The sequence below is a fragment of the Streptomyces scopuliridis RB72 genome (assembly GCF_000718095.1).
Lineage (GTDB): Bacteria > Actinomycetota > Actinomycetes > Streptomycetales > Streptomycetaceae > Streptomyces > Streptomyces scopuliridis.
Genome location: NZ_JOEI01000005.1, coordinates 232871 through 254811, shown reverse-complemented (window position 1 = coordinate 254811; position 21941 = coordinate 232871). Strand labels below are relative to the sequence as shown.

The 21941-nt window shown below is 70.5% G+C and carries 19 protein-coding genes; 9 read left to right on the top strand and 10 right to left on the bottom strand.

The window, feature by feature from the left end; all coding sequences use genetic code 11:
* The first annotated feature begins 36 nt into the window (after positions 1–36).
* A complete protein-coding gene (locus IF11_RS0106535) occupies positions 37–1362 on the top strand; it encodes a hypothetical protein (RefSeq protein ID WP_106979123.1) in 1326 nt (441 codons plus the stop codon).
* Positions 1363–1399: 37 nt separating this feature from the next.
* Here IF11_RS0106535 and IF11_RS0106530 read toward each other — a convergent pair whose 3' ends face one another.
* Positions 1400–2551 carry a serine hydrolase domain-containing protein gene (locus tag IF11_RS0106530; protein WP_030350476.1) on the bottom strand — a complete coding sequence of 384 codons (1152 nt, stop codon included), beginning with the start codon at positions 2549–2551 and terminating at the stop codon, positions 1400–1402.
* A gap of 86 nt (positions 2552–2637) precedes the next feature.
* Positions 2638–3495 carry a helix-turn-helix domain-containing protein gene (locus IF11_RS0106525; RefSeq protein WP_030350475.1) on the bottom strand — a complete coding sequence of 286 codons (858 nt, stop codon included), beginning with the start codon at positions 3493–3495 and terminating at the stop codon, positions 2638–2640.
* Between the two features lie 143 nt (positions 3496–3638).
* Here IF11_RS0106525 and IF11_RS0106520 point away from each other — a divergent pair, with 143 nt between their 5' ends.
* Both IF11_RS0106520 and IF11_RS0106515 read left to right on the top strand, forming a co-directional pair.
* A complete protein-coding gene (locus IF11_RS0106520; RefSeq protein WP_030350474.1) occupies positions 3639–3944 on the top strand; it encodes a 4a-hydroxytetrahydrobiopterin dehydratase in 306 nt (101 codons plus the stop codon).
* Positions 3945–3978: 34 nt separating this feature from the next.
* Positions 3979–4929, top strand: coding sequence for an AraC family transcriptional regulator (locus IF11_RS0106515; RefSeq protein WP_030350473.1), 951 nt, complete (start codon positions 3979–3981; stop codon positions 4927–4929).
* A gap of 60 nt (positions 4930–4989) precedes the next feature.
* Here the strand turns inward: IF11_RS0106515 and IF11_RS0106510 are convergent, their stop codons facing one another.
* The 3 genes from IF11_RS0106510 to IF11_RS0106500 all read right to left on the bottom strand — a co-directional run bounded on the left by IF11_RS0106510 (position 4990) and on the right by IF11_RS0106500 (position 8905).
* The gene (locus tag IF11_RS0106510) at positions 4990–5820 is read right to left on the bottom strand and encodes an aldo/keto reductase (protein WP_030350472.1); all 831 of its coding nucleotides are present in this window, start codon (positions 5818–5820) and stop codon (positions 4990–4992) included.
* Between the two features lie 95 nt (positions 5821–5915).
* On the bottom strand, positions 5916–7739 hold the full coding sequence (locus IF11_RS0106505; protein WP_030350471.1) for an AMP-dependent synthetase/ligase: 1824 nt from the start codon (positions 7737–7739) through the stop codon (positions 5916–5918).
* 284 nt (positions 7740–8023) lie between these two features.
* Positions 8024–8905, bottom strand: a complete 882-nt coding sequence (locus IF11_RS0106500) for a LysR substrate-binding domain-containing protein (RefSeq protein ID WP_030350470.1) — start codon at positions 8903–8905, stop codon at positions 8024–8026.
* Between the two features lie 126 nt (positions 8906–9031).
* Between IF11_RS0106500 and IF11_RS0106495 the strand changes: the two genes are divergently transcribed.
* Entirely contained in the window at positions 9032–10090 is a 1059-nt protein-coding gene (locus tag IF11_RS0106495; protein ID WP_051745571.1) for a bile acid:sodium symporter family protein, read from the top strand.
* A gap of 220 nt (positions 10091–10310) precedes the next feature.
* Here the strand turns inward: IF11_RS0106495 and fdhD are convergent, their stop codons facing one another.
* From fdhD to IF11_RS0106470, 5 genes are all read right to left on the bottom strand, one after another.
* Positions 10311–11150 (bottom strand): formate dehydrogenase accessory sulfurtransferase FdhD, encoded by an 840-nt coding sequence (gene fdhD / locus IF11_RS0106490; protein ID WP_030350468.1) that lies wholly within the window; start codon positions 11148–11150, stop codon positions 10311–10313.
* A gap of 54 nt (positions 11151–11204) precedes the next feature.
* A complete protein-coding gene (locus tag IF11_RS0106485) occupies positions 11205–12062 on the bottom strand; it encodes a 2Fe-2S iron-sulfur cluster-binding protein (RefSeq protein WP_030350467.1) in 858 nt (285 codons plus the stop codon).
* Positions 12059–13948, bottom strand: coding sequence for an NAD(P)H-dependent oxidoreductase subunit E (locus tag IF11_RS0106480; protein ID WP_030350466.1), 1890 nt, complete (start codon positions 13946–13948; stop codon positions 12059–12061). The genes IF11_RS0106485 and IF11_RS0106480 overlap by 4 nt, the downstream gene beginning before the upstream one ends.
* 6 nt (positions 13949–13954) lie before the next feature.
* Positions 13955–15880: a molybdopterin oxidoreductase family protein gene (locus tag IF11_RS0106475; protein WP_030350465.1), complete on the bottom strand. Its 1926-nt coding sequence runs from the start codon at positions 15878–15880 to the stop codon at positions 13955–13957.
* A gap of 127 nt (positions 15881–16007) precedes the next feature.
* On the bottom strand, positions 16008–16985 hold the full coding sequence (locus tag IF11_RS0106470; RefSeq protein ID WP_030350464.1) for a 2-dehydropantoate 2-reductase: 978 nt from the start codon (positions 16983–16985) through the stop codon (positions 16008–16010).
* Between the two features lie 207 nt (positions 16986–17192).
* Here IF11_RS0106470 and IF11_RS0106465 point away from each other — a divergent pair, with 207 nt between their 5' ends.
* The 5 genes from IF11_RS0106465 to IF11_RS0106450 all read left to right on the top strand — a co-directional run bounded on the left by IF11_RS0106465 (position 17193) and on the right by IF11_RS0106450 (position 21924).
* On the top strand, positions 17193–18572 hold the full coding sequence (locus tag IF11_RS0106465; protein WP_030350463.1) for an OFA family MFS transporter: 1380 nt from the start codon (positions 17193–17195) through the stop codon (positions 18570–18572).
* On the top strand, positions 18535–18681 hold the full coding sequence (locus tag IF11_RS43130; protein ID WP_326609807.1) for an MFS transporter small subunit: 147 nt from the start codon (positions 18535–18537) through the stop codon (positions 18679–18681). Before IF11_RS0106465 ends, IF11_RS43130 begins: the two co-directional genes overlap by 38 nt.
* 113 nt (positions 18682–18794) lie before the next feature.
* Positions 18795–19742: a beta-ketoacyl-ACP synthase III gene (locus tag IF11_RS0106460; RefSeq protein WP_030350462.1), complete on the top strand. Its 948-nt coding sequence runs from the start codon at positions 18795–18797 to the stop codon at positions 19740–19742.
* Between the two features lie 115 nt (positions 19743–19857).
* Positions 19858–20535: a GntR family transcriptional regulator gene (locus IF11_RS0106455; protein ID WP_030350461.1), complete on the top strand. Its 678-nt coding sequence runs from the start codon at positions 19858–19860 to the stop codon at positions 20533–20535.
* A gap of 207 nt (positions 20536–20742) precedes the next feature.
* Positions 20743–21924, top strand: a complete 1182-nt coding sequence (locus tag IF11_RS0106450; protein ID WP_030350460.1) for an ROK family transcriptional regulator — start codon at positions 20743–20745, stop codon at positions 21922–21924.
* The last annotated feature ends 17 nt before the right edge of the window (positions 21925–21941 follow it).

Below are 21941 nucleotides of genomic sequence, written 5' to 3'. Positions count from 1 at the left end.
GCGCCCGCGGGGCGCTCCGGCCGTCGCCTCGACCTGATGGCGGCGGGCGCGGGCGCGCTGCTCTTCGCCGTCGCCGCCGTGGCCGGCACCCTGATCGAGCACTACGACGGGACCCTCCACGTCAACTGGCCGCCCCTGCTGGCCCAGTGGATGCCGCACGTCGGCCCCGGCACGCTCCCGGCGCTGCTGACCGCCGTCGCGGTGATCGCGTACGGCCCGCCCCTCGCCGCCCGGCTGTCCTGGCGCCGGCTGACCTGGGTGAGCTGGGCCGCCGCGCTGGCCTGGACCTGGTCGCTGGCGCTGGTGGACGGCTGGCAGCGCGGGGTGGCCGGCCGGCTGACCACCCGGCACGAGTATCTGAGCGGAGTCGACCGGTTCGACGACATCCCCGCCACCCTGCGCGGCTTCACCCGGCACATCCTGATCGGCCCGCCGGACAACTGGCCGACCCATATCGCGGGCCATCCGCCGGGCGCCGTCCTGACCTTCGTCGGACTCGACCGGATCGGGCTCGGCGGCGGCGCGTGGGCCGGCGCGTTCTGTGTGATCACCGGCGCCTCGACGGCCGCCGCCGTCCTCGTCACACTGCGCGCGCTGGGCGCCGGGAGCACGGCACGCGCGGCGGCCCCCTTCCTCGTCCTCGCCCCGGGCGCCGTATGGGTCGGCGCCTCCGCCGACGGCTACTTCGCGGCCGTCGCCGCCTGGGCGCTCGCCCTGCTGGCGCTCGCGGCCACCCGTACCGTCCGCGCGCCCTGGGCGGCGGCGCTCGGCTCCGGATTGCTGTTCGGGGTGACGATCCATCTGTCGTACGGGCTGACGCTGATGGTCGTCCCGGCCGTGGCGGTGCTCGTCCTCGCCCGTACGGCACGGCCGCTGCCGGTGGTGGGGCCGGCCGTCGTGGGGTTCGCGGTGGTGGCGGTGGCCTTCCTGCTGGCCGGGTTCCGGTGGTGGGAGGCGTACGGACTGCTGGTGGAGCGCTACTACCAGGGCGTGGCCAGGGAGCGCCCGTACGGCTACTGGCTATGGGCCAATGGAGCCGGCGCGGTGATCGCGGCGGGACTCGCGGCCGTCGCCGGGATCCGGCGCCTGCCGGCCGCCGTCCGCGGTGCCCGGGGCGCCGACCGAGGCGTCAGGAGCCCCGACCGGACCGTCGCCCTGCTGGTGGCCGCAGGGCTCCTGGCACTGCTGGTCGCGGATCTGTCGGGGATGAGCAAGGCCGAGACGGAGCGCATCTGGCTGCCGTTCACGCTCTGGCTGCCGGCCGCCGCCGCGCTGCTCCCCGCCCGTGACCACCGAGGCTGGCTCGCGGCACAGGCCGGCCTGGCTCTCCTCGTCAACCATCTGCTGCTGACGGTCTGGTGACCGCCGAGCAGGCCCCGTCCAGGGTGGCGGCGCGGGCTCAGACGCCGGCCGCGTACCGCCAGAAGTCCCGCATCAGCGGCGGCGGGGTCGGACCGGTCATCGCCAGCTGGCTGAGCAGGATCGAGACCGCTCCGGTGGACGGGACGAGATACGCCGCCGTGCCCGTACCGCCGACCCAGCCGTACCGTCCCAGCACATTCCAGGGATTGATCTCCGCGACATCGACCGAGCCGCCGAAACCCCACCCCTGGCCTTCCAGGAACAGCGGACTCGCCTCGCGCTGGGACGGGGTCAGCTGGTCGGTGGTCATCCGCCGGACCGACGCGGGCGACAGCAGCCGGTGGCCGCCGGCCGTCCCTTCGGCGAGCAGCATCCGGGCGAAGGCGTACCAGTCGTCGACGGTCGAGACCAGCCCACCGGCGCCGGACGGGAACGCCGGCGGGCTGCTCCACTGGCCGTCGGGGGCGTCGATCAGCTCGGGGCCGCCCGTCGGACCGGTCCCGTAGTAGCTGGTGAACCGGTCGAGCTTGCCGGCCGGTACCTCGAATCCGGTGTCGGCCATGGAGAGCGGTTCGAACAGCCGCTCCGCCAGGAACTCGGGCAGCGGACGGCCCGCGACCCGGGCGATCAGCACGCCCAGGATGTCGGAGCAGGTGTTGTACAGCCAGGCGTCGCCCGGCTGGTGCAGCATCGGAATACGGGACAGCGCCGCCATCCACGCGTCGGGCGCCGCCACCCCCTGCGGCTGTGGCGCGCCCTGGCCCAACTCGCTGAACAGCAGCCCGACCGCGGGCAGCGAGAAGTCGGACGGGAACCCGTACCCGGCGCGGAACGTGAGCAGATCGGCCACGGTGATCGCCCGGGCCGCCGGGACCACGTCATCGACCGGACCGGCCGGCGTACGGACGACCGTCGGTGACCCCAGCTCCGGGAGCCAGGGCCCCACCGGGTCGTCCAGCGCGATCAGACCGTCATCCACCAGCATCATGACCGCCGCGGCCGTCACGGGCTTGGTGATCGAGGCGATGCGGAAGATCGAGTCCCTGGCCATCGGGGACGTGCCCTCGACATCGGTGAAGCCGACGGCCGCCACCTCGACCCGGTCGTCGCCGTGGGCCACCAGGCCCACGGCTCCCGGCATCGAGCCGTTGCCGACGTACGTCTCCAGCGTGTTGCGCAGCGTGGTCATCGGTCCACCTTCCCGAGTGTGCGGTCAGAGGGAAGACTCCCGCCGCCGCGCGAACTCATCGGACAGGGCCCCTCCGACGCGGTGCGTTACGCGGCGCGTGAGGTCAGATAGGCGACCGTCGCCGGATCCGCCGGGAGGAACGTCTCGATCGCCAGTTCGGCGACGGTCACGTCCATCGGGGTGTTGAAGGTGGAGATGGAGGAGAGAAAGGAGAGCACCCGACCGTCGTGCTCGATGATCATCGGCAGCGCGAAGCTCGGCCCCGCGACGGAACGGAGCGCACCTGTCCCGCCACCCGCCCTCTCCTCCTCCGCCCCGGACTCCGGCAGCGGATACGCCGCGACCTCCTCGTACACCGCGCGCAGCGTAGGGGAGCGGTCCAGCGCGAGCTGGCGCTCCATCTGGTCGAGCAGATGCCCGCGCCACTCCCGCAGATTGCGGATGCGTGGAGCGAGTCCCTCCGGATGGAGGGTGAGCCGCATCGCGTTGAGCGGCGGCGCGAGCAGCTTCGCGGGCAGCCCCTCCATCAGCATGGCGATGCCCCGATTGGCGGCCACCACGGTGTACGTCCCGTCCACGACGACCGCCGGATACGGCTCGTACCCCCGGAGCAGCTGTTCCAGGCCCTCGCGTACGGCGTCCATGGCCGGGTCGTCCAGCGCCGTCTCGGTGAACCGGGGCGCGTAACCCGCCGCCAGCAGCAGGGTGTTGCGCTCCCGTACCGGCACATCGAGCCGCTCGGCGAGCCGCAGCACCATCTCCTCGCTGGGGCGGGCCCGGCCCGTCTCGATGAAGCTGATGTGCCGGGCGGACGAGTCCGCCCGGATCGCCAGCTCCAGCTGGCTGACCCGGCGCCGCTTGCGCCAGTCGCGCAGCAGGGGACCGACGGCCGGCTCGGCGGCACGAGCCGCCGTGAATCCGGCCGACGCGACCTGAGCCGTCATACCGCGAGCTGCCATACGAGGACCGTAATGCACCGGTCCGGGAAGGGGCGTACGGGGTGCGCGCGGCACGGCGGCCCCGGCGGCGCGGAGAGACGACGTATCGTCGGCCGCGTCGCTGCCCGTTCCCGTAAGGAGCCCCGGCCATGGCCACCGAGCCGCTGTCGCAGAACGAGATCGAGGACCGGCTGCGGGAGCTTCCCGGCTGGTCCGTGGAGAACGGCCTGCTGACCCGTACCTACCGGCTGGGCACGCACTTCGCCGCGACCGCGATGGTCGTGCATGTCGCCCGGACCCAGGAGGAGTTGAACCACCACTCCGCGCTGACCCTGGGCTACAACACCGTCTCCCTCGCGGTGAGTACCCATGACGCGGGCGGCGCCCTCACCGTCCGGGACTTCGAACTGGCGCGGCGCGTCGAGGCGTTCGCCCCCGTGCACGGCGCCGCCTGAGAGTGTCATCGCGGGTCCATTTACGCTGGTGACCATGGACGTACTGGCGGGACTCCTCGACGGACCGCGGGCGCGCGGGGCCTTTCTGCTGCGCATGGTGATGGAGCCGCCGTGGTCCGTCAGGATCGAGGACCGGGCCCCGCTCTGTCTGATGTGCGTCACCCGCGGTGAAGCATGGATCGTCCCCGACGGCGGCGGTGATCCGGTGCTGCTGCGCCCCGGGGATGTCGCGATCGCCCGCGGTCCGGAGCCGTACCTCACCGCCGACAGCCCCGGCACCGCGCCGCGCGCGCTGATCGGCCCCGGCGGCGTCTGCCGCACCCTGGAGGGCGAGCCGCTCGCCCAGTCCATGCACCTGGGCGTACGGACCTGGGGCAACGCCCCGGACGGCGGGACGACCGTCCTCATCGGTACGTACCAGATGGACGGCGAGGTCAGCAGACGGCTGCTGGACGCGCTGCCGCCGCTCCTGCATCTGCCGGCCGATGCCTGGAACTGCCCGCTGATGCCCGTGCTCGACGACGAGATCTCCCGGGACGAGCCGGGCCAGAGCGTGGTGCTCGACCGGGTGCTGGATCTGATGCTGATCGCCGTGCTCAGGACGTGGTTCGCCCGGCCCGGCGCGGCGGCCCCCGGGTGGTACCGCGCCATGGCCGATCCGGCGGTCGGCAACGCCCTGCGGCTCCTTCAGAACGAGCCGGCCCGGCCCTGGACGGTCGCCTCGCTCGCCATCGCGTGCGGTGTCTCGCGGGCCGGGCTCGCCCGCCGCTTCACCGAGCTGGTCGGGGAGCCCCCGATGGCGTATCTCACCGGCTGGCGGCTCGCGCTCGCCGGGGATCTGCTGCGCGGTACGGACGCGACGGTCGAGTCGGTGGCCAGGAAGGTCGGCTACAGCGGTTCGTTCGCGCTGAGCGCGGCCTTCAAGCGGGTACGCGGCGTCAGCCCGCAGGAGTACCGGTCGGGCGCGCTGCCGGTCGGCTCGTAGCGCGGCCCGGCCGACAGCGCCGTCGGCCGTAACGGGCCGACGGCGCCGCGGTGTTCGGGGTCAGCCGTTGAGCTCCGCCGGGTCGGGACCGAGGCGCCTGCCCTCGTCCAGCGCGGCGAACGCCGCCAGATCGTCGGCGTCCAGCTCGAAGCCGAAGACGTCGATGTTCTCCTGGATCCGGGACGGCGTCACGGACTTGGGAATCACCACGTTGCCCAGCTGGAGATGCCAGCGGAGCACCACCTGCGCCGGGGTCCTGTCGTGCTTGCGCGCGATGGCGACCACCGTCGGGACCTCCAGCAGCCCCTTGCCCTGACCGAGCGGCGACCATGCCTCGGTGGCGATGGAGTGCTCCGCGTGGAACGCCCGGGACGCGGACTGCTGGAGCTGCGGGTGCAGCTCGATCTGGTTGACGGCGGGGACCACGGAGGTCTCGCCGAGCAGCCGCTCCAGGTGCTCGGGAAGGAAGTTCGAGACGCCGATGGCCTTGGCGCGGCCCTCGCCCAGGATCCTCTCGAACGCCTTGTAGCTGTCGACATAGGTGTCGCGGGCCGGCATCGGCCAGTGGATCAGATAGAGGTCGACATACTCCAGACCGAGCTTCCCCAGCGAGGTGTCGAAGGCACGCAGTGTCGTGTCGTAGCCCTGCTCGCCGTTCAACAGCTTGGTGGTGACGAACAGTTCCTCACGGGCGATCCCGGAGGCCGCGATGGCCCTGCCCGTGCCCTCTTCGTTGCGGTAGAGGGCGGCGGTGTCGATGCTGCGGTAGCCGGCCTCCAGGGCGGTGCCGACGGCCCGCGTCGCCTCGTCGTCCGGGACCTGCCAGACGCCGAAGCCGAGCTGGGGCATCTCGATGCCGTTGTGGAGAGTGAGGGTGGGGACCTTGCTCACGAGCGGTCGATCCTAACGTCGTCGGTTGCTTCTCCGGATGAACAACGATCACGGCGGCGGGCGGATTCCCGCGGGCGTGGACGTCAGTGCGCACCTCAACGGTAGAGCGCGTCCACCTCGATCGCGTAGGCGGCCTCGATCGCCTTGCGCTTGAGCTTCAACGACGGTGTCAGCAGGCCCAGTTCCTCGCTGAACGGATGGGCGAGGATCCGGAACGTACGGATCGACTCGGCCTGGGACACCGCCGTGTTCGCGGCCACCACCGCGCGCCGGACCTCCATCTCCAGATCCTTGTCCCGCACCAGATCGGTGGGTTTGAGCGGTGGCCGCCCCTGGAGGGACAGCCAGTGGTCGACGGCCTCCCGGTCCACGGTCACCAGCGCCGCGATATACGGCCGGTCATTGCCGACCACGATGCACTGCGACACCAGCGGATGCGCCCGTACCCGGTCCTCCAGGGCGCCGGGCGAGACGCTCTTGCCGCCGGAGGTGACCAGTATTTCCTTCTTGCGTCCGGTGATGGTCAGATAGCCGTCCTCGTCGAGCGCCCCGAGATCGCCGGTGGCCAGCCAGCCGTCGTGCAGTACGGCGTCGGTGGCCTTGGGGTCGTTGAGATAGCCGGAGAAGATCTGGCCGCCGCTCAGCCACACCTCGCCGTCCGCCGCGATATGCACCGAGGTGCCGGGGATCGGCTGGCCGACCGTGCCGTAGCGGGTGCGCTCCGGCGGGTTGGCGGTGGCCGCCGCGCAGGACTCGGTGAGACCGTACCCCTCGTAGACGGTGACGCCCGCGCCCGCGAAGAACAGCCCGAGCCGCCGGTCCATCGCCGAACCGCCCGACATGGCGTGCCGTACCCGGCCGCCCATCGCGTCACGGACCTTGCTGTAGACGGCCTTCTCGAAGAACTGGTGCTGCACCCGCAGCGTCGCGGAGGGGCCGGGGCCGAGGCCGAAGGCGCGGTGTTCCAGCGCCTCCGCGTACCGCACCGCCACCTCCACGGCCTTGTCGAAGGGCCCGGCCTTGCCGTCCCTCTCCGCCTTGCGGCGTGCCGCCTGGTAGACCTTCTCGAAGATGTACGGCACGGCCAGGATGAAGGACGGCCGGAACGCCACGAGATCGGGCAGCAGCGCGCTCGCCTGGAGGACGGGCTGATGTCCCAGCTTCACCCGGCCGCGGATCGCCGCGATCTCGATCATCCGCCCGAAGACATGCGCGAGCGGCAGGAAGAGCAGGGTCGACGTCTCCTCACCGGCCTTGGAGCGGAAGACCGGCTCCCAGCGGTTGAGGACCGTGTCCGCCTCGAACATGAAGCAGGCGTGGGTGATCACACACCCCTTGGGGCGGCCCGTGGTGCCCGAGGTGTAGATCACCGTGGCCACGGAGTCCGGTGTCACCGCCCTGCGGTGCCGGTGCACCACCTCGTCGTCGATGCCGGCGCCCGCGGCGAACAACTCGTCCACCGCGTCGGCGTCCAGCTGCCAGAGCCGTTTGAGCCTGGGCAGCCGGTCGATGACCGAACCGATGGTCATGGCGTGGTCCTCGTGCTCGACCATGCAGGCCGAGACCTCGGCGTCGTACAGCATCCAGTAGACCTGTTCGGCCGAGGAGGTGGGATAGACCGGTACGGACTGCGCGCCGACGGCCCAGAGCGCGAAGTCGAAGAGCGTCCACTCGTAGCGGGTACGGGACATGATCGCGACCCGGTCGCCGAACCGTACGCCGTGCGCGAGCAGCCCTTTGGCCAGCGCCAGTACCTCGTCACGGAACGCGGCCGAGGTCATGTCCCACCACTGGCCCCGCTCGTCCTTGCGGCCGAGCGCGACCCGTCGCGGATCGTCGACGGCATGATCGAACACGGCGTCCGCGAGCCCACCCACGTGGGGGGCGGCCGGCAGAGGGGGGACGGTGAACTCGCGCAATGACTTGCTCCTTGTGGCGCTCCGCACAGCGCGGGTGACGGTACCCCAACGGACGCTCCGGGGGGAGAGCGTCCACGGAACCGGCACGAAGCCGTATCACCACAGGTCAGCGCCCGATTCGAGCCCGCTTTCTGGGGCTCGCGAGGCACATCTGACCGCCGGGTAAGTGACGGGCGGGGGAATCTCCACCGAATCCGTACGCCGCTGTCACGCGCGCTCTACCGAGCCGGGGTTTCTGGTCTGTACCTGCGCCCCATCAGTTGTCCGCCCTGAGCTGCCCGCTCTCAGTTGTCCGCCGCCGGACGGTGCAGCCGGTCGCCGCCCGCCAGGATCGCCGCCGCCAGCGCGTCCGCCGCGTCCTGGGCCTCCGGGCGGCCCCGGCGCCGGCCGTGCAGCAGGACGAAGTCCACCCCGCCCAGCTCGGGCAGCCCCGCCTTCGCCGGGACCGGCACCAGACCCGGCGGTATCAGCCCCCGGGTGTGCGCCATGACGCCGAGTCCCGCGCGGGCCGCCGCGATCAGTCCGCTCAGGCTGGCGCTCGTACACGCGATACGCCAGCGCCGGTCGTGCGCCTCCAGCACCTCCAGCGCGCGGGCGCGGGTGAGCGCGGGCGGCGGAAAGGCGATCAGCGGGACGGGACGCTCCGGGTCGAGGCGCAGCTGCGGCGCCCCGATCCAGGCCAGGGTGGACTGCCAGACCAGCTCGCCATGACGGTCGCCCGTGCGGCGTTTGGCCAGCACCAGATCGAGCCCGCCGTCCGCCAGCTGTTCGTGCAGGATGCCGGAGAGCTCCACGGTCAGCTCCAGGTCGACCTCGGGATGGTCGAGCCGGAAGGTCTCCAGGATCTCCGGGAGCCGGGTGAGGACGAAGTCCTCCGAGGCGCCGAATCTGAGCCGGCCGCGCAGCCGCGTGCCGGTGAAGTAGGCCGCCGCCCGGTCATGGGCCGCCAGGATCGTCCGGGCGAAGCCGAGCATGGCCTCGCCGTCCTCGGTCAGCTCCACGCTGTGGGTGTCCCGGGTGAACAGGAGCCGCCCCGTCGCCTCCTCAAGACGGCGGATGTGCTGGCTCACCGTGGACTGGCGCAGCCCGAGCCGGTGCGCGGCCTGGGTGAAGCTCAGGGTCTGGGCCACGGCCAGGAAGGTGCGCAGCTGTCGTGGGTCGTACATACCGCCAGGTTAGAGCGTTATCACGGACCGCGATGACAGTCAGAGTGATATGCGGGATTCCCGATCATGGAGAACAGGGGGAGCATGGGGAGGCACGCACTGTACCGACAGCCAGTAGTGGAGCACATGAACCGCCGTCTTTCCCCGCGCATCCGGATCCCGTCCTGGCTGCCTGTCGACCCCTACATCCTCGCGCTCATCGGAACCGTCGTCCTCGCCGCGCTCCTGCCGGTCTCCGGCACGGCCGCCGATGTCGCGGGCGGGGCCTCGACAGGAGCGGTGGCGCTGCTGTTCTTCCTCTACGGAGCACGGCTCTCCACCCGCGAGATGGTCGACGGGCTGAAGCACTGGCGCCTCCATCTGACCGTCCTCGCCTGTACGTTCCTGCTCTTCCCGCTGCTGGGACTGGCCGCGCGGGGGCTCGTACCGTTCGCCCTGACACCCCAGCTCTACAGCGGACTGCTCTTCCTCTGCCTGGTGCCCTCCACGGTCCAGTCGTCCATCGCCTTCACCTCCATCGCCCGCGGCAATGTGGCCGCCGCGATCTGCGCGGGATCGTTCTCCAGCCTCGTCGGCATCGTGCTCACACCGCTGCTCGCGGCGCTGCTGATCGGCGGCGGGACGGCCGGCTTCTCCGCCGACTCGCTGTTCAAGATCGTCGCGCAACTGCTGCTGCCCTTCCTGGCGGGCCAGTTGCTGCGCCGCTGGATCGTCGGCTTCCTCACCCGCCACCGCGAACTGCTCGGCCTGGTCGACCGCGGCTCGGTCCTGCTGGTCGTCTACACCGCGTTCAGCCAGGGCATGGCCGCGGGCATCTGGCACCAGGTGACCCCCGCCAGGCTGGCGGTACTGCTGGGCGTCGAGGCGGTGCTGCTCGCCGCGATGCTCTCGCTGAGCTGGTACGGCGGCAAGCGCCTGGGCTTCGGCCGTGCGGACCGGATCGCGATCCAGTTCGCCGGTTCGAAGAAGAGCCTGGCGGCCGGACTGCCGATGGCGAGCGTGCTGTTCGGCGCGCAGGCGAGCCTGGCCGTACTGCCTCTGATGCTGTTCCACCAGATGCAGTTGATGGTGTGCGCGGTCATAGCGAAGCGCCGCGCGGCGGACCCCCAGCCTCCGGGTATCCCGGGTCCTTTGAAGCGGCCCGCCTCGATCCGTACGCCCGTCTCCGCGCCCGCCGGCGAGTGAGCCGAAGGGGCGCGTCGGCGTCGAAAGGGAGGCTGTGCTGGATATGCGGCTCCGCCGCGCGGGCGGAGGTTCGTGAGGTACGAGCGAATCGAGCACGGTCGACCGTCGACGCAGACATAAAGCGCCCCGGAGGCGAACCGAGCCCTCAAGAAAGAAAGAGCCCGGCCGACGCAGGGGGCGCTCCCCGCCGGCCGGGCCCTGTTCCGTGCAGCGGGGGTGGTCAGACCCCGGTATGCAGGGCGATCCTCTCGTCCCCCGCGTACACGTTCATGGAGGTGCCGCGGAGGAAGCCGACCAGCGTCAGCCCGGTCTCCGCGGCGAGATCGACGGCGAGCGACGAAGGCGCCGACACCGCCGCCAGCACAGGAATGCCCGCCATCACGGCTTTCTGCGCGAGTTCGAAGGACGCGCGGCCGGAGACGAGCAGGATCGCCCGGGAGAGGGGCAGCAGATCCTGCCGCAGTGCGCGGCCGACGAGCTTGTCGACCGCGTTGTGCCGGCCGACGTCCTCCCGGATGTCGAGCATCTCGCCGTCCTCGGAGAACAGCGCGGCCGCGTGGAGGCCCCCGGTCCGGTCGAAGACCTGCTGTGCCGCCCGCAGCCGGTCGGGGAGGCCGGAGAGCAGCGCGGGCTCGATATGGACCGGGGGAGTGTCATTGATCGGGAACCGGGCCGTGGTCCGTACGGCGTCCAGGCTGGCCTTGCCGCACAGTCCGCACGACGAGGTCGTGTAGACGTTGCGCTCCAGCGTGATGTCCGGCACGGGCACCCCCGGCGCCAGCCGTACATCGACGACGTTGTACGTGTTCGAGCCGTCGTCCTTCGCTCCGGCGCAGTACACGATGGACTGGACGTCGGACCCCGCCGCCAGCACCCCTTCGCTGACGAGGAAGCCCGCCGCGAGCGCGAAGTCGTCGCCCGGCGTGCGCATGGTGATGGCGAGCGGCTTGCCGTTCAGCCGGATTTCCAGTGGCTCTTCCGCCACCAGGGTGTCGGGACGGGTCGAGATGGCTCCGTCCCGGATACGGATGGTGCGGCGGCGCTCGGTGACCCGTCCCATGTGATCCAGTCCTACTCGTCGGTGCTGCCGGCAGTGCCGCTGCCGGTGCCGTTGTCAGTGCTGTTGTACGTGCTGGTAGCCGAACCGTCCCTTGATGCAGAGATTTCCGTGTGTCACCGGGTTGTCGTGCGGCGAGGTCACCTTCACGATCTCATTGTCCTGCACGTGCAGTGTCAGATTGCAGCCAACGCCGCAGTAGGCGCAGATCGTGGTGGTCTCCGTCTGGGCCGGCTCGTTCCACGTACCGGCCTCCCGCATGTCGAACTCCGACTTGAAGCTGAGTGCTCCGGTCGGGCAGACCTCGATGCAGTTGCCGCAGTAGACACAGGCCGAATCGGTCAGCGGTGTGTCGTGCTCGGTGGAGATACGGGCGTCGAAACCGCGGCCCGCGACAGAGATCGCGAAGGAATTCTGCCACTGCTCACCGCACGCGTCGACACACTTGTAGCACTGGATGCACTTGTCATAGTCGCGGACGTACAGATCGTTGTCGATCTTCGGCTCTTCGTTCAGCCGGGCCGCGTCGGGACCGAAGCGCGCGGGCTTGGCGTCGTACTCCTTGAGCCATTCGGCGGCCCTCGGGGTGGTCGAGAGATCGGTCGACGAGGCGAGGAGTTCGAGGACGATCTTCCGGCTGTGCCGGGCGCGCTCGGTGTCCGTACGGACGTCCATGCCCGCCTCCGCGCGGCGCGAGCAGGCGGGCGCCAGCGTACGGGCGCCCTCGACCTCGACGACACACACCCGGCACGCGTTCTTCGGGGTGAGTGTGTCGCCCTCGCAGAGCGTCGGGATGTCCTTGCCGGCCGCACGGCAGGCGTCCAGGAGTGTGGACCCCTCCGGTACCCGCGTCTCCTGGCCGTCCAGTGTGAACTCGATCAGCCGGCGCGGTGGTTGAAGCGGTATCGCGGTCACTTGGCACCCCTTGACTCGAAGACGTCCAGACGGTCGATGGCGGACTCGACGGCGCTCCACGCGGTCTGTCCCAGACCGCAGATCGAGGCGTCCTTCATGGCCCGGCCGACCTCGCGCAGCAGTGCGATGTCCCCGGCGGCCTCGGCGCCCGTACGGTCCTGGATCCGGTGCAGGGCCTCCTCCTGCCGTACCGTCCCGACCCGGCAGGGCACACACTGCCCGCAGGACTCGTCGCGGAAGAACTCGGCGATACGGAGCAGCATCCGCGGCAGTTGTACGGTGTCGTCCATCACCAGCACCACCCCGGATCCGAGTGTGGTGCCGGCCGCTCTGGTCCCCTCGAAGGTCAGCGGTATGTCCCGCTCGTCGGGCCGTACGAATCCGCCCGCGGCGCCGCCGAGCAGGATCGCCCGCACCTCGCCCGGTGTGCCGGCCAGATCGAGCAGCTCGCCCAGCGTGGCGCCGAAGGGCAGTTCGTAGATGCCGGGGCGCGACACATTGCCGGAGACACAGAACAGCTTGGGCCCGGTGGACTGCGCCGTGCCGATCGCCGCGTACGCCTGGGCGCCGCCGGTCAGGATGGGCAGCACATTGATGAGCGTCTCGACGTTGTTCTCGGCGGTCGGCTTGCCGAACAGGCCCTGTTCCACCGGGAACGGCGGCTTGGAGCGCGGCTCGCCCCGGTAGCCCTCGATCGAGTTGAACAGCGCGGTCTCCTCGCCGCAGATGTACGCGCCCGCACCGCGCCGGATCTCGATGTCGAAGGCGTACCCCTGGCCGAGGATGTCGTCCCCGAGCAGTCCGCGGGCGCGCGCCCGGTCGATCGCGTTCTGGAGGAGGCGCAGGGCGCGCGGATACTCGCCGCGCAGATAGAGATAGCCGTGGTGCGCGCCGACCGCGTATCCGGCGATGGTCATCGACTCGATCAGGGAGTACGGATCGCCTTCCATGACCACCCGGTCCTTGAAGGTGCCGGGCTCCGACTCGTCGGCGTTGCAGACCAGATAGTGCGGGTGGGCCGGCTGCGAGGCGGTGGCCTGCCACTTGCGGCCGGTGGGGAAGGCCGCGCCGCCGCGGCCGACCAGACCGGCGTCGGTCACCTCCCTGATGACACCGGCGGCCCCGATGTCGAAGGCCCGGCGCAGCGCCGCGTAGCCGCCGTGCGCCCGGTAGTCGTCGAGGCTGTACGGGTCGACGACGCCGACGCGGCCGAGCAGTGTCAGCCCCGGCTGCCCGGCCTGCGGTACGGCCATCGCCGCGCCGGGCTCGGCGGGCGCCTCCTCGGGCGCGGCCGTGGCCAGGACGAGCGCCTCGGCGGTGGCGGGGGCGATGACGGCCGTGGCGTACGGCCGGGACGGCGGCTCCGTCGCCTCGGCGCCCTCCGCCGCGCCCGCCTGGACGAGCAGCGCCGCCGGGGCCCGTTCGCAGAGACCGAGACAGGGGCTCGGCTGCCAGACGGCGCCGGCCACGGGCGCGCCCGCGGCCCCCAGCCGCTCTTCCAGGCTCGCGCAGAGCGCCTGGGAGCCATGGGCGGCGCAGGCCAGGTCGGTACAGACGTGCAGCACCTTCGCGGGGCGGGGTTTGACCGCGAACATCGCGTAGAACGTGGCGACGCCGTACGCCTCCGCCGGCGGCACCGTGAGCCGTCGGCAGAGGTAGTCCAGCGCGCCTTCGCTGATCCAGCCGACGCGGTCGTTGACCGCGTGCAGCCCCGGCAACAGCAGGTCTCGTCGCGCCCGTGCCTCGCGACCGCCCCGTGCCCAGCGCAGATCCGTGTCCGTACGGTCGTCCGCGCCTTCCCAGGCCGAGGCCGGCGGGCCGAGCAGTGCGTCGACCGCCGCCCGCTCCTCGCCGGTCGGCTTGCTGTCACCGAAGTGCAGATCCACTGGGTCTCAGCTCCTTGACGCCGCTGCGGGCAGCTTCTCGATCCGGATCGCCGACGCCTTGAACTCGGCGGTGCCCGCGATCGGGCAATTGGCCTCGATGGTCAGCTGGTTGGTGTCCACCTCGTCGGGGAAGTGCATGGTCATGAAGGCCAGACCGGGACGGAGCCCCGGGTCGACCCAGACCGGCGCCTGCACCGTGCCGCGCCGCGACGAGATACGGACCTCCTCGCCCACCGACACCCCGTACCGCTCGGCGTCCTCCGGGCACAGCTCGACATACTCGCCGCGCCGCAGCGGAGAGGCGAAACTCCCGCTCTGCACCCCGGTGTTGTACGAGTCGAGCCGGCGGCCCGTGGTGAGCCTGATCGGGTACTGATCATCCGTCAGATCGACCGGGGGGTCGTGCTTGACGATGCCGAAGGGCGCGAGCCGGCCGCGCTTGGCCGGGTCGGCCTCCCACAACCTGCCGTGCAGATAGGTCGGTTCGAGCTTCTCCGTGTCCGGGCAGGGCCACTGGATGCCCTGATGCTCCGCCAGCCGCTCATACGTCATGCCGTAGTGGTCGGGGGAGACCGAACGCAGCTCGTTCCACACCGACTCCGCGTCCGCGTACTTCCAGGCGTGCCCGAGCCGGCCGGCCAACTCGCAGATGATGTCGATGTCCTCGCGCGCCTCGCCCGGCGGCTCCACGGCCTTGCGCACCCGCTGCACCCGGCGCTCGCTGTTGGTGGTGGTGCCGTCCGTCTCCGCCCAGGCGGCGGTGGCGGGCAGTACCACATCGGCGAGTTCGGCGGTCTTGGTGAGGAAGATGTCCTGCACCACAAGACAGTCGAGCCGCTTCATGCGCTCCACGGCCTGCTCGCTGTCGGCCTCGGACTGGGCGGGGTTCTCGCCGATGCAGTAGACGGCCTTGAGCCCGCCGGTCTCCATCGCCTCGAACATGTCCGTCAGGTTCAGCCCGTAGTGCGGCTGGATGACGGTGTCCCACGCGGTCTCGAACTTCCGCCGGACATCGGGCTCCAGGATGTCCTGGAAGCCGGGCAGCCGGTTGGGGATGGCGCCCATGTCGCCGCCGCCCTGCACGTTGTTCTGGCCGCGCAGCGGCTGCACGCCCGAGCCGTACCGGCCGACATGCCCGGTGAGCAGGGAGAGATTGATCAGCGCCCGTACGTTGTCGGTGCCGTTGTGGTGCTCGGTGATGCCCAGCGTCCAGCACAGCTGGGCCCGTTCGGCGCGGGCGTAGGCGTGCGCGAGCTCGCGGATCGCCTCGGCCGGTACGCCGGTCACCTGCTCGGCCACCGTGAGCGTCCATGGCTCGACCTCGGCGGCGTACTCGTCGAACCCGGTGGTGGCGCGCTCGATGAACGAGCGGTTGTGCAGGCCCGCGTGGATGATCTCGCGGCCGACCGCGTGGGCCAGCGGGATGTCCGTACCGACGTTCAGTCCGAGCCAGCTCTCGGCCCATTCGGCGGTGGAGGTACGGCGGGGGTCGACGGCGTACATCCGCGCGCCGTTCCTGATACCCCGCAGCACATGCTGGAAGAAGATCGGGTGGGCGAAGCGGGCGTTGGAGCCCCACATCACGATCAGATCCGTGTGGTCCACCTCCCCGTACGAGGAGGTGCCGCCGCCGGATCCGAAGACGGCGGAGAGCCCGGCCACACTCGGCGCGTGACAGGTCCTGTTGCAGGAGTCCACGTTGTTGGTGCCCATCACCACACGGGCGAACTTCTGGGCCACATAGTTCATTTCATTGGTGGCGCGGGCGCAGGAGAACATCCCGAACGCGCCGCGTGCGGCGCGCAGGCCCTCCGCCGCGCGGTCCAGCGCCTCGTCCCAGGTCGCCCTGCGGAACGGGCCGCCCTTCTCGTCCCGCACCAGGGGGTGGGTGATGCGGGCGTACGTTTTCGGCGTGCGGTCTCGGTTCTTCACGCTGCGCTCTCCTTTGGGAGTGATGGCCGCGCCCATTGCATACAGTATCCCGGTGACGGGTACGCGTGGGAACCCCGGTGCGGGGATTTGACGCGTACCCGCCTCTCCAGGTGTCGGTGACGGGTGGTCAGGCGGCCGCGGTCACCCCGCGGGCCAGCAGATCCGAGATCGCGTCCACCGTGCGGAGCGTCGGCACCGGAACATCACTGATCGCGGCGAGTTCCACGACCGCGGCGAGCAGGACATCGAGCTCCAGGGGCTTGCCCTTCTCCAGGTCCTGGAGAGTGGAGGTCCGGTGGTCACCGACCCGTTCCGCCCCCGCCAGCCGCCGTTCGACGGATATGTCGGGACGGCAGCCCAGCGCCTCGGCGACCCGCAGGGCCTCCGACATCATCAGTTCGATGACCTCGCGGGTGGAGCGGTGCAGGCACATCTCCCGCATGGTGGCGCGGGTGAGGGCGCTGATCGGGTTGAACGAGATATTGCCGAGGAGCTTGATCCAGATGTCCTCGCGCAACTCGGCCTCGACGGGGCATTTGAGACCTCCGGTCCGCATGGCATCGCTGAATTCCAGACACCGCGGGGAGATGGAGCGGTCGGGTTCGCCGATCGAGAACCGGGTGCCTTCGAGATGCCGGACGACGCCCGGCCCCTCCAGCTCCGTCGCCGCGTACACCACACACCCGATCGCACGTTCGGGTGGGAGTACGGCGCTGACCGAGCCGCCCGGGTCGACACTCTCGACCCGCCGGCCGTCGTACGGACCGCCGTGGCCGTGGAAGTACCACCAGGGAATGCCGTTCTGGGCGGCGATGACCGCCGTGCTGTCCTTGAGCAGAGGCGTCACCAGCGGCCCGCACGCCGCGTAGGAGTTGGCCTTCAGCCCGAGGAACACATAGTCGACCGGACCGATGTCCTCCGGCCGGTCGGTGGCGTGCACCCGCGCGGTGAAATCACCACGAGGACTGAGCACCCGCACTCCGTGCTCCCGCATGGCCGCCAAATGCGGTCCGCGGGCGATGAGATGGACGTCGGCGCCCGCTCGGTCGAGAGCGGCTCCGACATAGGCGCCGATCGCTCCGGCGCCGACAACTGCGACTTTCACGTGGGGCTCTCCGTTCGGTTTGAGGGAGACCGAGGGAAGGGTCACACTCCGTATTCCGGTTTCTGTGCTGTTGATCACATTCCGTGTTGACGATATATTGTCTACAGTATGGAGTTCTGGTCTACAAGGCTCCGGAAAGGTATGCAGTCGGCAAACTTGGCTGTGGATCTTCCCAACCGGGTGGTCGGCTTCCTAGAGTTCGCGACCATGACGCCCCCACTCGCGCCCGCCGGCTGGAGCCGCTGGCTGGTACCCCCCGCCGCGCTGTCGGTGCATCTTTCGATCGGCCAGGCCTATGCCTGGAGCGTGTTCAAACCGCCGCTCGAATCGGCACTCGGTCTCTCCGGCACCGCCAGCGCCCTCCCCTTCCAGCTGGGCATCGTCATGCTCGGCCTGTCCGCGGCCTTCGGCGGCACCCTCGTCGAACGCAAGGGGCCGCGCTGGGCGATGACGGTCGCTCTCTGCTGCTTCTCCTCGGGCTTTCTGATCGCCGCGCTCGGCGCCTTCACCGAGCAGTACTGGCTGATCGTCTTCGGCTACGGCTTCGTCGGCGGTATCGGCCTCGGCATCGGCTATATCTCGCCCGTCTCCACCCTGATCAAGTGGTTCCCCGACCGGCCGGGCATGGCCACCGGTATCGCCATCATGGGCTTCGGCGGCGGCGCGCTCATCGCCTCGCCATGGTCCGCGCAGATGCTCGACTCGTTCGGCGCGGGGAGCGAGGGGATCGCGCTCGCCTTCCTGGTGCACGGGCTGGTGTACGCGGTGTTCATGGCCCTCGGCGTCCTGCTCGTCCGCGTACCCCCGCCCGGCTACCGGCAGGGCGGGGACGACGGGCCGCGGCCGGCCCCCGGCGCCGCGAAGCCCGTGGCGGGCGCGCTGATCTCCACCGCGCAGGTGTCCGCCAAGTCCGCTGTGCGCACCCCGCAGTTCTGGTGTCTGTGGGTGGTCCTGTGCATGAATGTCACCGCGGGGATCGGGATCCTGGAGAAGGCCGCCCCGATGATCACCGACTTCTTCGCGGAGACCGACGCGCCCGTCAGCGTCTCGGCCGCGGCCGGCTTCGTGGCGCTGCTCTCCGCCGCCAACATGGCGGGCCGGATCGGCTGGTCCTCCACCTCGGACCTGATCGGCCGCAAGAACATGTACCGCGTCTATCTCGGTGTCGGCGCGCTGATGTATCTGCTGATCTCGCGGTTCGGCGACTCCTCCAAGCCGCTGTTCGTCCTCTGCGCGCTGGTGATCCTGTCCTTCTACGGAGGCGGTTTCGCCACGGTCCCCGCCTATCTCAAGGATCTCTTCGGCACCTACCAGGTGGGCGCCATCCACGGCCGGCTGCTCACCGCCTGGTCCACCGCCGGTGTGCTCGGCCCGCTGATCGTCAACCGGGTCGCGGACAGCCAGGAAGAGGCGGGCCGGAGCGGATCGGGGCTGTACGGTCTCTCGTTCACCATCATGATCGGGCTGCTGGTCATCGGCTTCGTCGCCAATGAACTGGTCAGGCCCGTCCACCCGCGCCACCACGTCCCCGCCCCCAGGGAGGCCGCCGATGACCACGTCACCAGCGAACAGCACCGCACCGGCTGAGTCCCGGCGTACCGGTCTGATCGTCTTCGCCTGGCTTTGGGTAGGGATCCCCCTCGCGTACGGTGTGTACGAGCTGGTACTGAAGGCGGCCCAGCTTTTCACCGGATGATATGGAGTCTCCAAGCGGCGCGGCTGAATCCTGTTGGTTCACCTGCACCCTTACCGGTGAGTCGCTGACGAGACTGGAGCACTCCTGACGTCGAACCAGAGGGGGTCCCGGGCATGACCGGCACTCGTATCGCCGCGCTCGGGCACTACCAGCCCGCCAAGGTGCTCACCAATCACGACCTGGCGGCCCTGGTCGACACCAGTGACGCGTGGATCAGCAGCCGGGTGGGGATCAAAACCCGTCATATGGCGGGGCCCGATGAGCCGGTGGACGAGCTGGCCGCGCACGCGGGCGCCAAGGCCCTGGCGTCCGCCGGGCTCACCCCGGCGGACATCGATCTGGTGCTGGTCGCCACCTCCACCGCCATCGACCGCTCCCCGAACACCGCGGCCCGGGTCGCCGCCCGGCTCTCCATGGGCTCGCCCGCCGTCATGGACCTCAATGTCGTCTGCGCGGGCTTCACCCACGCCCTCGCCACCGCCGACCACGCCGTACGGGCGGGCTCCGCGTCCCGCGTCCTGGTGATCGGGGCGGACAAGATGACCGCGATCACCGACTGGACCGATCGCTCGACCTGCGTATTGGTCGGCGACGGCGCGGGCGCGGCGGTCGTCGTGGCGGACGGCGCCGACGAGGAGCCGGGGATCGGTCCGGTGCTCTGGGGCTCGGTGCCGGAGATGGGCCACGCGGTACGGATCGAGGGCAGCCCGCCGGTCTTCGCCCAGGAGGGGCAGTCCGTCTACCGCTGGGCGACCACCCAGCTGCCGCCGATCGCCCGCAAGGTCTGCGAACGGGCGGGTGTCACCCCCGAGGAACTGGCCGCGGTCGTGCTGCATCAGGCCAATCTGCGGATCATCGAGCCCGTCGCCCAGAAGATCGGTGCCGTCAACGCGGTCATCGCCCGTGATGTGGTGGATTCCGGCAATACGTCCGCGGCGTCCATCCCGATGGCGCTGTCCAAACTCGTGGACCGCGGAGAGATTCCGTCGGGGGCGCCGGTGCTGCTCTTCGGCTTCGGGGGGAACCTCTCCTACGCGGGTCAGGTCATCCGTTGCCCATGAACCCCGCTGTTCTCGGTAGACTGTAGACGATAGCCAATGTCTTGATGCTCATCACCCCTGGTGACATCGGTCCATCGCTACAGTCAATGACACTGCCGGCCAGGAGGGGGACACGATGTTGTCCGCGAAGTTGGCGCAAGGTGCCGTGCCTAAACTCGAACGACCGGGACCACTGCGTGAACGTGTGTACGAGGCCCTGCTCGAACTGATCACGACCCGGGCGCTCCAGCCCGGCCAGCACCTCGTCGAGAGCGAACTCGCGCGTCATCTGGGGGTGTCCCGGCAGCCGGTGCGTGAGGCCCTTCAGCGCCTCAACACCGAGGGCTGGGTGGATCTGCGCCCGGCGCAGGGCGCCTTCGTCCATGAGCCGACCGAGGACGAGGCGGACCAACTGCTGTCGGTCCGTACGCTCCTTGAGGCGGAGGCCGCCCGGCTGGCCGCGGCCAACTCCGGCGCGGCGGGGATCGCCGAGCTGGAGGCGCTGTGCGCCAAGGGCGAGCAGTCCGTGGCCGACGACGACAGGGATCTGACGGTCGCCACCAACGCCGCCTTCCACGCCAAGGTCATGGAGCTGGCGGGCAATGTCGTACTGGCCGAGCTGGCCGCGCAGGTGGACCGCCGGGTGCGCTGGTACTACACGCCGGTCGCCCGGCAGCGCGGCAAGCAGTCCTGGATCGAGCACCGTGAGCTCATCGCCGCGATTTCTACGCGCGACGAGCGGCGCGCGACGGAAGTCATGAAGGCGCACACGGAGCACACGCGCAACACGTACCACCATCGCCAGGAGTCCTGAACCTCCCGCGTCCGGGCATTCCCGGCCTCCCCGAAAAGCAGGTGCGAAAGGCCGCAAAAGCGACGCCTCGAATCGGCTTTGTCCTCGGTGTGGAGAAAGTTGGGACTGATTCCCGCTCAACTTCTTCCCCCTGCGGGCAAGCGCTGCTACGTTCCCTCGAAAGCCCGACGCATAGGCCGAGAAGGCGGGGAGGGGCGCGTGAGACGTATGACCGCACGACCCGCGAACGCGCATCAGGCGCGACTGCTCAGGCTGTTGCGCGACGGTGGCCCCAACTCCCGTGCGCAACTGGGTGACCAGGTCGATCTCTCGCGCTCCAAGCTCGCCGTCGAGGTGGACCGGCTGCTGGAGACCGGCCTGGTGGTCGCCGACGGACTCGCCGCCTCGCGCGGCGGCCGGCGCTCCCACAACATCCGGCTGGCGCCCGCCCTGCGCTTCCTCGGTGTCGACATCGGCGCCACCTCCATCGATGTCGCCGTGACCAACGCGGAGCTGGAGGTGCTGGGACATCTCAACCACCCCATGGATGTCCGCGAGGGGCCCGTCGCCGTCTTCGAGCAGGTGCTCGTCATGGCGGCCAAGCTCAAGGTCTCCGGGCTCGCCGACGAGTTCGACGGCGCCGGGATCGGCGTACCGGGACCCGTCCGCTTCCCCGAGGGTGTCCCGGTCGCGCCGCCGATCATGCCGGGCTGGGACGGCTTCCCCGTACGGGAGGCGCTGAGCCAGGAGCTCGGCTGCCCGGTCATGGTCGACAACGATGTGAACCTGATGGCGATGGGGGAGCAGCACGCGGGCGTCGCACGCTCGGTCGGTGACTTCCTCTGCGTCAAGATCGGTACCGGTATCGGCTGCGGGATCGTCGTCGGCGGCGAGGTCTACCGCGGTACGACCGGCAGCGCCGGCGACATCGGCCATATCCAGGTCGAGTCCGACGGCCGCGCCTGCGCCTGTGGCAACAAGGGCTGTCTGGAGGCCTACTTCAGCGGCGCCGCCCTCGCCCGGGACGCCGAGGACGCCGCGCGCTCCGGCCGCTCGCCCGAGCTGGCCGCCCGGCTGGAGGCCGCGGACCGGCTCTCCGCCGTGGATGTCGCCGCCGCCGCTGCCGCGGGTGACCCCGCCGCACTCGATCTCATCCGGGCCGGCGGCAACCGCGTCGGCCAGGTCATCGCCGGGCTCGTGAGCTTCTTCAACCCGGGCCTCGTGGTGATCGGCGGCGGCGTGACCGGTCTCGGTCACACGCTGCTGGCCAGCGTACGTACCCAGGTCTACCGGCAGTCCCTGCCGCTGGCCACCGGCAATCTCCCCATAGTCCTGGGGGAGTTGGGCCCGACCGCCGGAGTCACCGGCGCGGCCCGGCTCATCAGCGACCACCTGTTCTCGCCGGCCTGACGCCCGTCCGGGCCGGC

Coding starts and splice junctions, on each gene's coding strand:
- IF11_RS0106520 (WP_030350474.1), top strand. CDS start 3,639: ATGGCCACCGAGCCGCTGTCGCAGAACGAGATCGAGGACCGGCTGCGG.
- IF11_RS0106465 (WP_030350463.1), top strand. CDS start 17,193: ATGACGCCCCCACTCGCGCCCGCCGGCTGGAGCCGCTGGCTGGTACCC.
- IF11_RS0106530 (WP_030350476.1), bottom strand. CDS start 2,551: ATGACCACGCTGCGCAACACGCTGGAGACGTACGTCGGCAACGGCTCG.
- IF11_RS0106515 (WP_030350473.1), top strand. CDS start 3,979: ATGGACGTACTGGCGGGACTCCTCGACGGACCGCGGGCGCGCGGGGCC.
- IF11_RS0106450 (WP_030350460.1), top strand. CDS start 20,743: ATGACCGCACGACCCGCGAACGCGCATCAGGCGCGACTGCTCAGGCTG.
- fdhD (WP_030350468.1), bottom strand. CDS start 11,150: ATGGGACGGGTCACCGAGCGCCGCCGCACCATCCGTATCCGGGACGGA.
- IF11_RS0106460 (WP_030350462.1), top strand. CDS start 18,795: ATGACCGGCACTCGTATCGCCGCGCTCGGGCACTACCAGCCCGCCAAG.
- IF11_RS0106535 (WP_106979123.1), top strand. CDS start 37: ATGGCGGCGGGCGCGGGCGCGCTGCTCTTCGCCGTCGCCGCCGTGGCC.
- IF11_RS0106455 (WP_030350461.1), top strand. CDS start 19,858: ATGTTGTCCGCGAAGTTGGCGCAAGGTGCCGTGCCTAAACTCGAACGA.
- IF11_RS0106495 (WP_051745571.1), top strand. CDS start 9,032: ATGAACCGCCGTCTTTCCCCGCGCATCCGGATCCCGTCCTGGCTGCCT.
- IF11_RS0106500 (WP_030350470.1), bottom strand. CDS start 8,905: ATGTACGACCCACGACAGCTGCGCACCTTCCTGGCCGTGGCCCAGACC.
- IF11_RS43130 (WP_326609807.1), top strand. CDS start 18,535: ATGACCACGTCACCAGCGAACAGCACCGCACCGGCTGAGTCCCGGCGT.
- IF11_RS0106525 (WP_030350475.1), bottom strand. CDS start 3,495: ATGACGGCTCAGGTCGCGTCGGCCGGATTCACGGCGGCTCGTGCCGCC.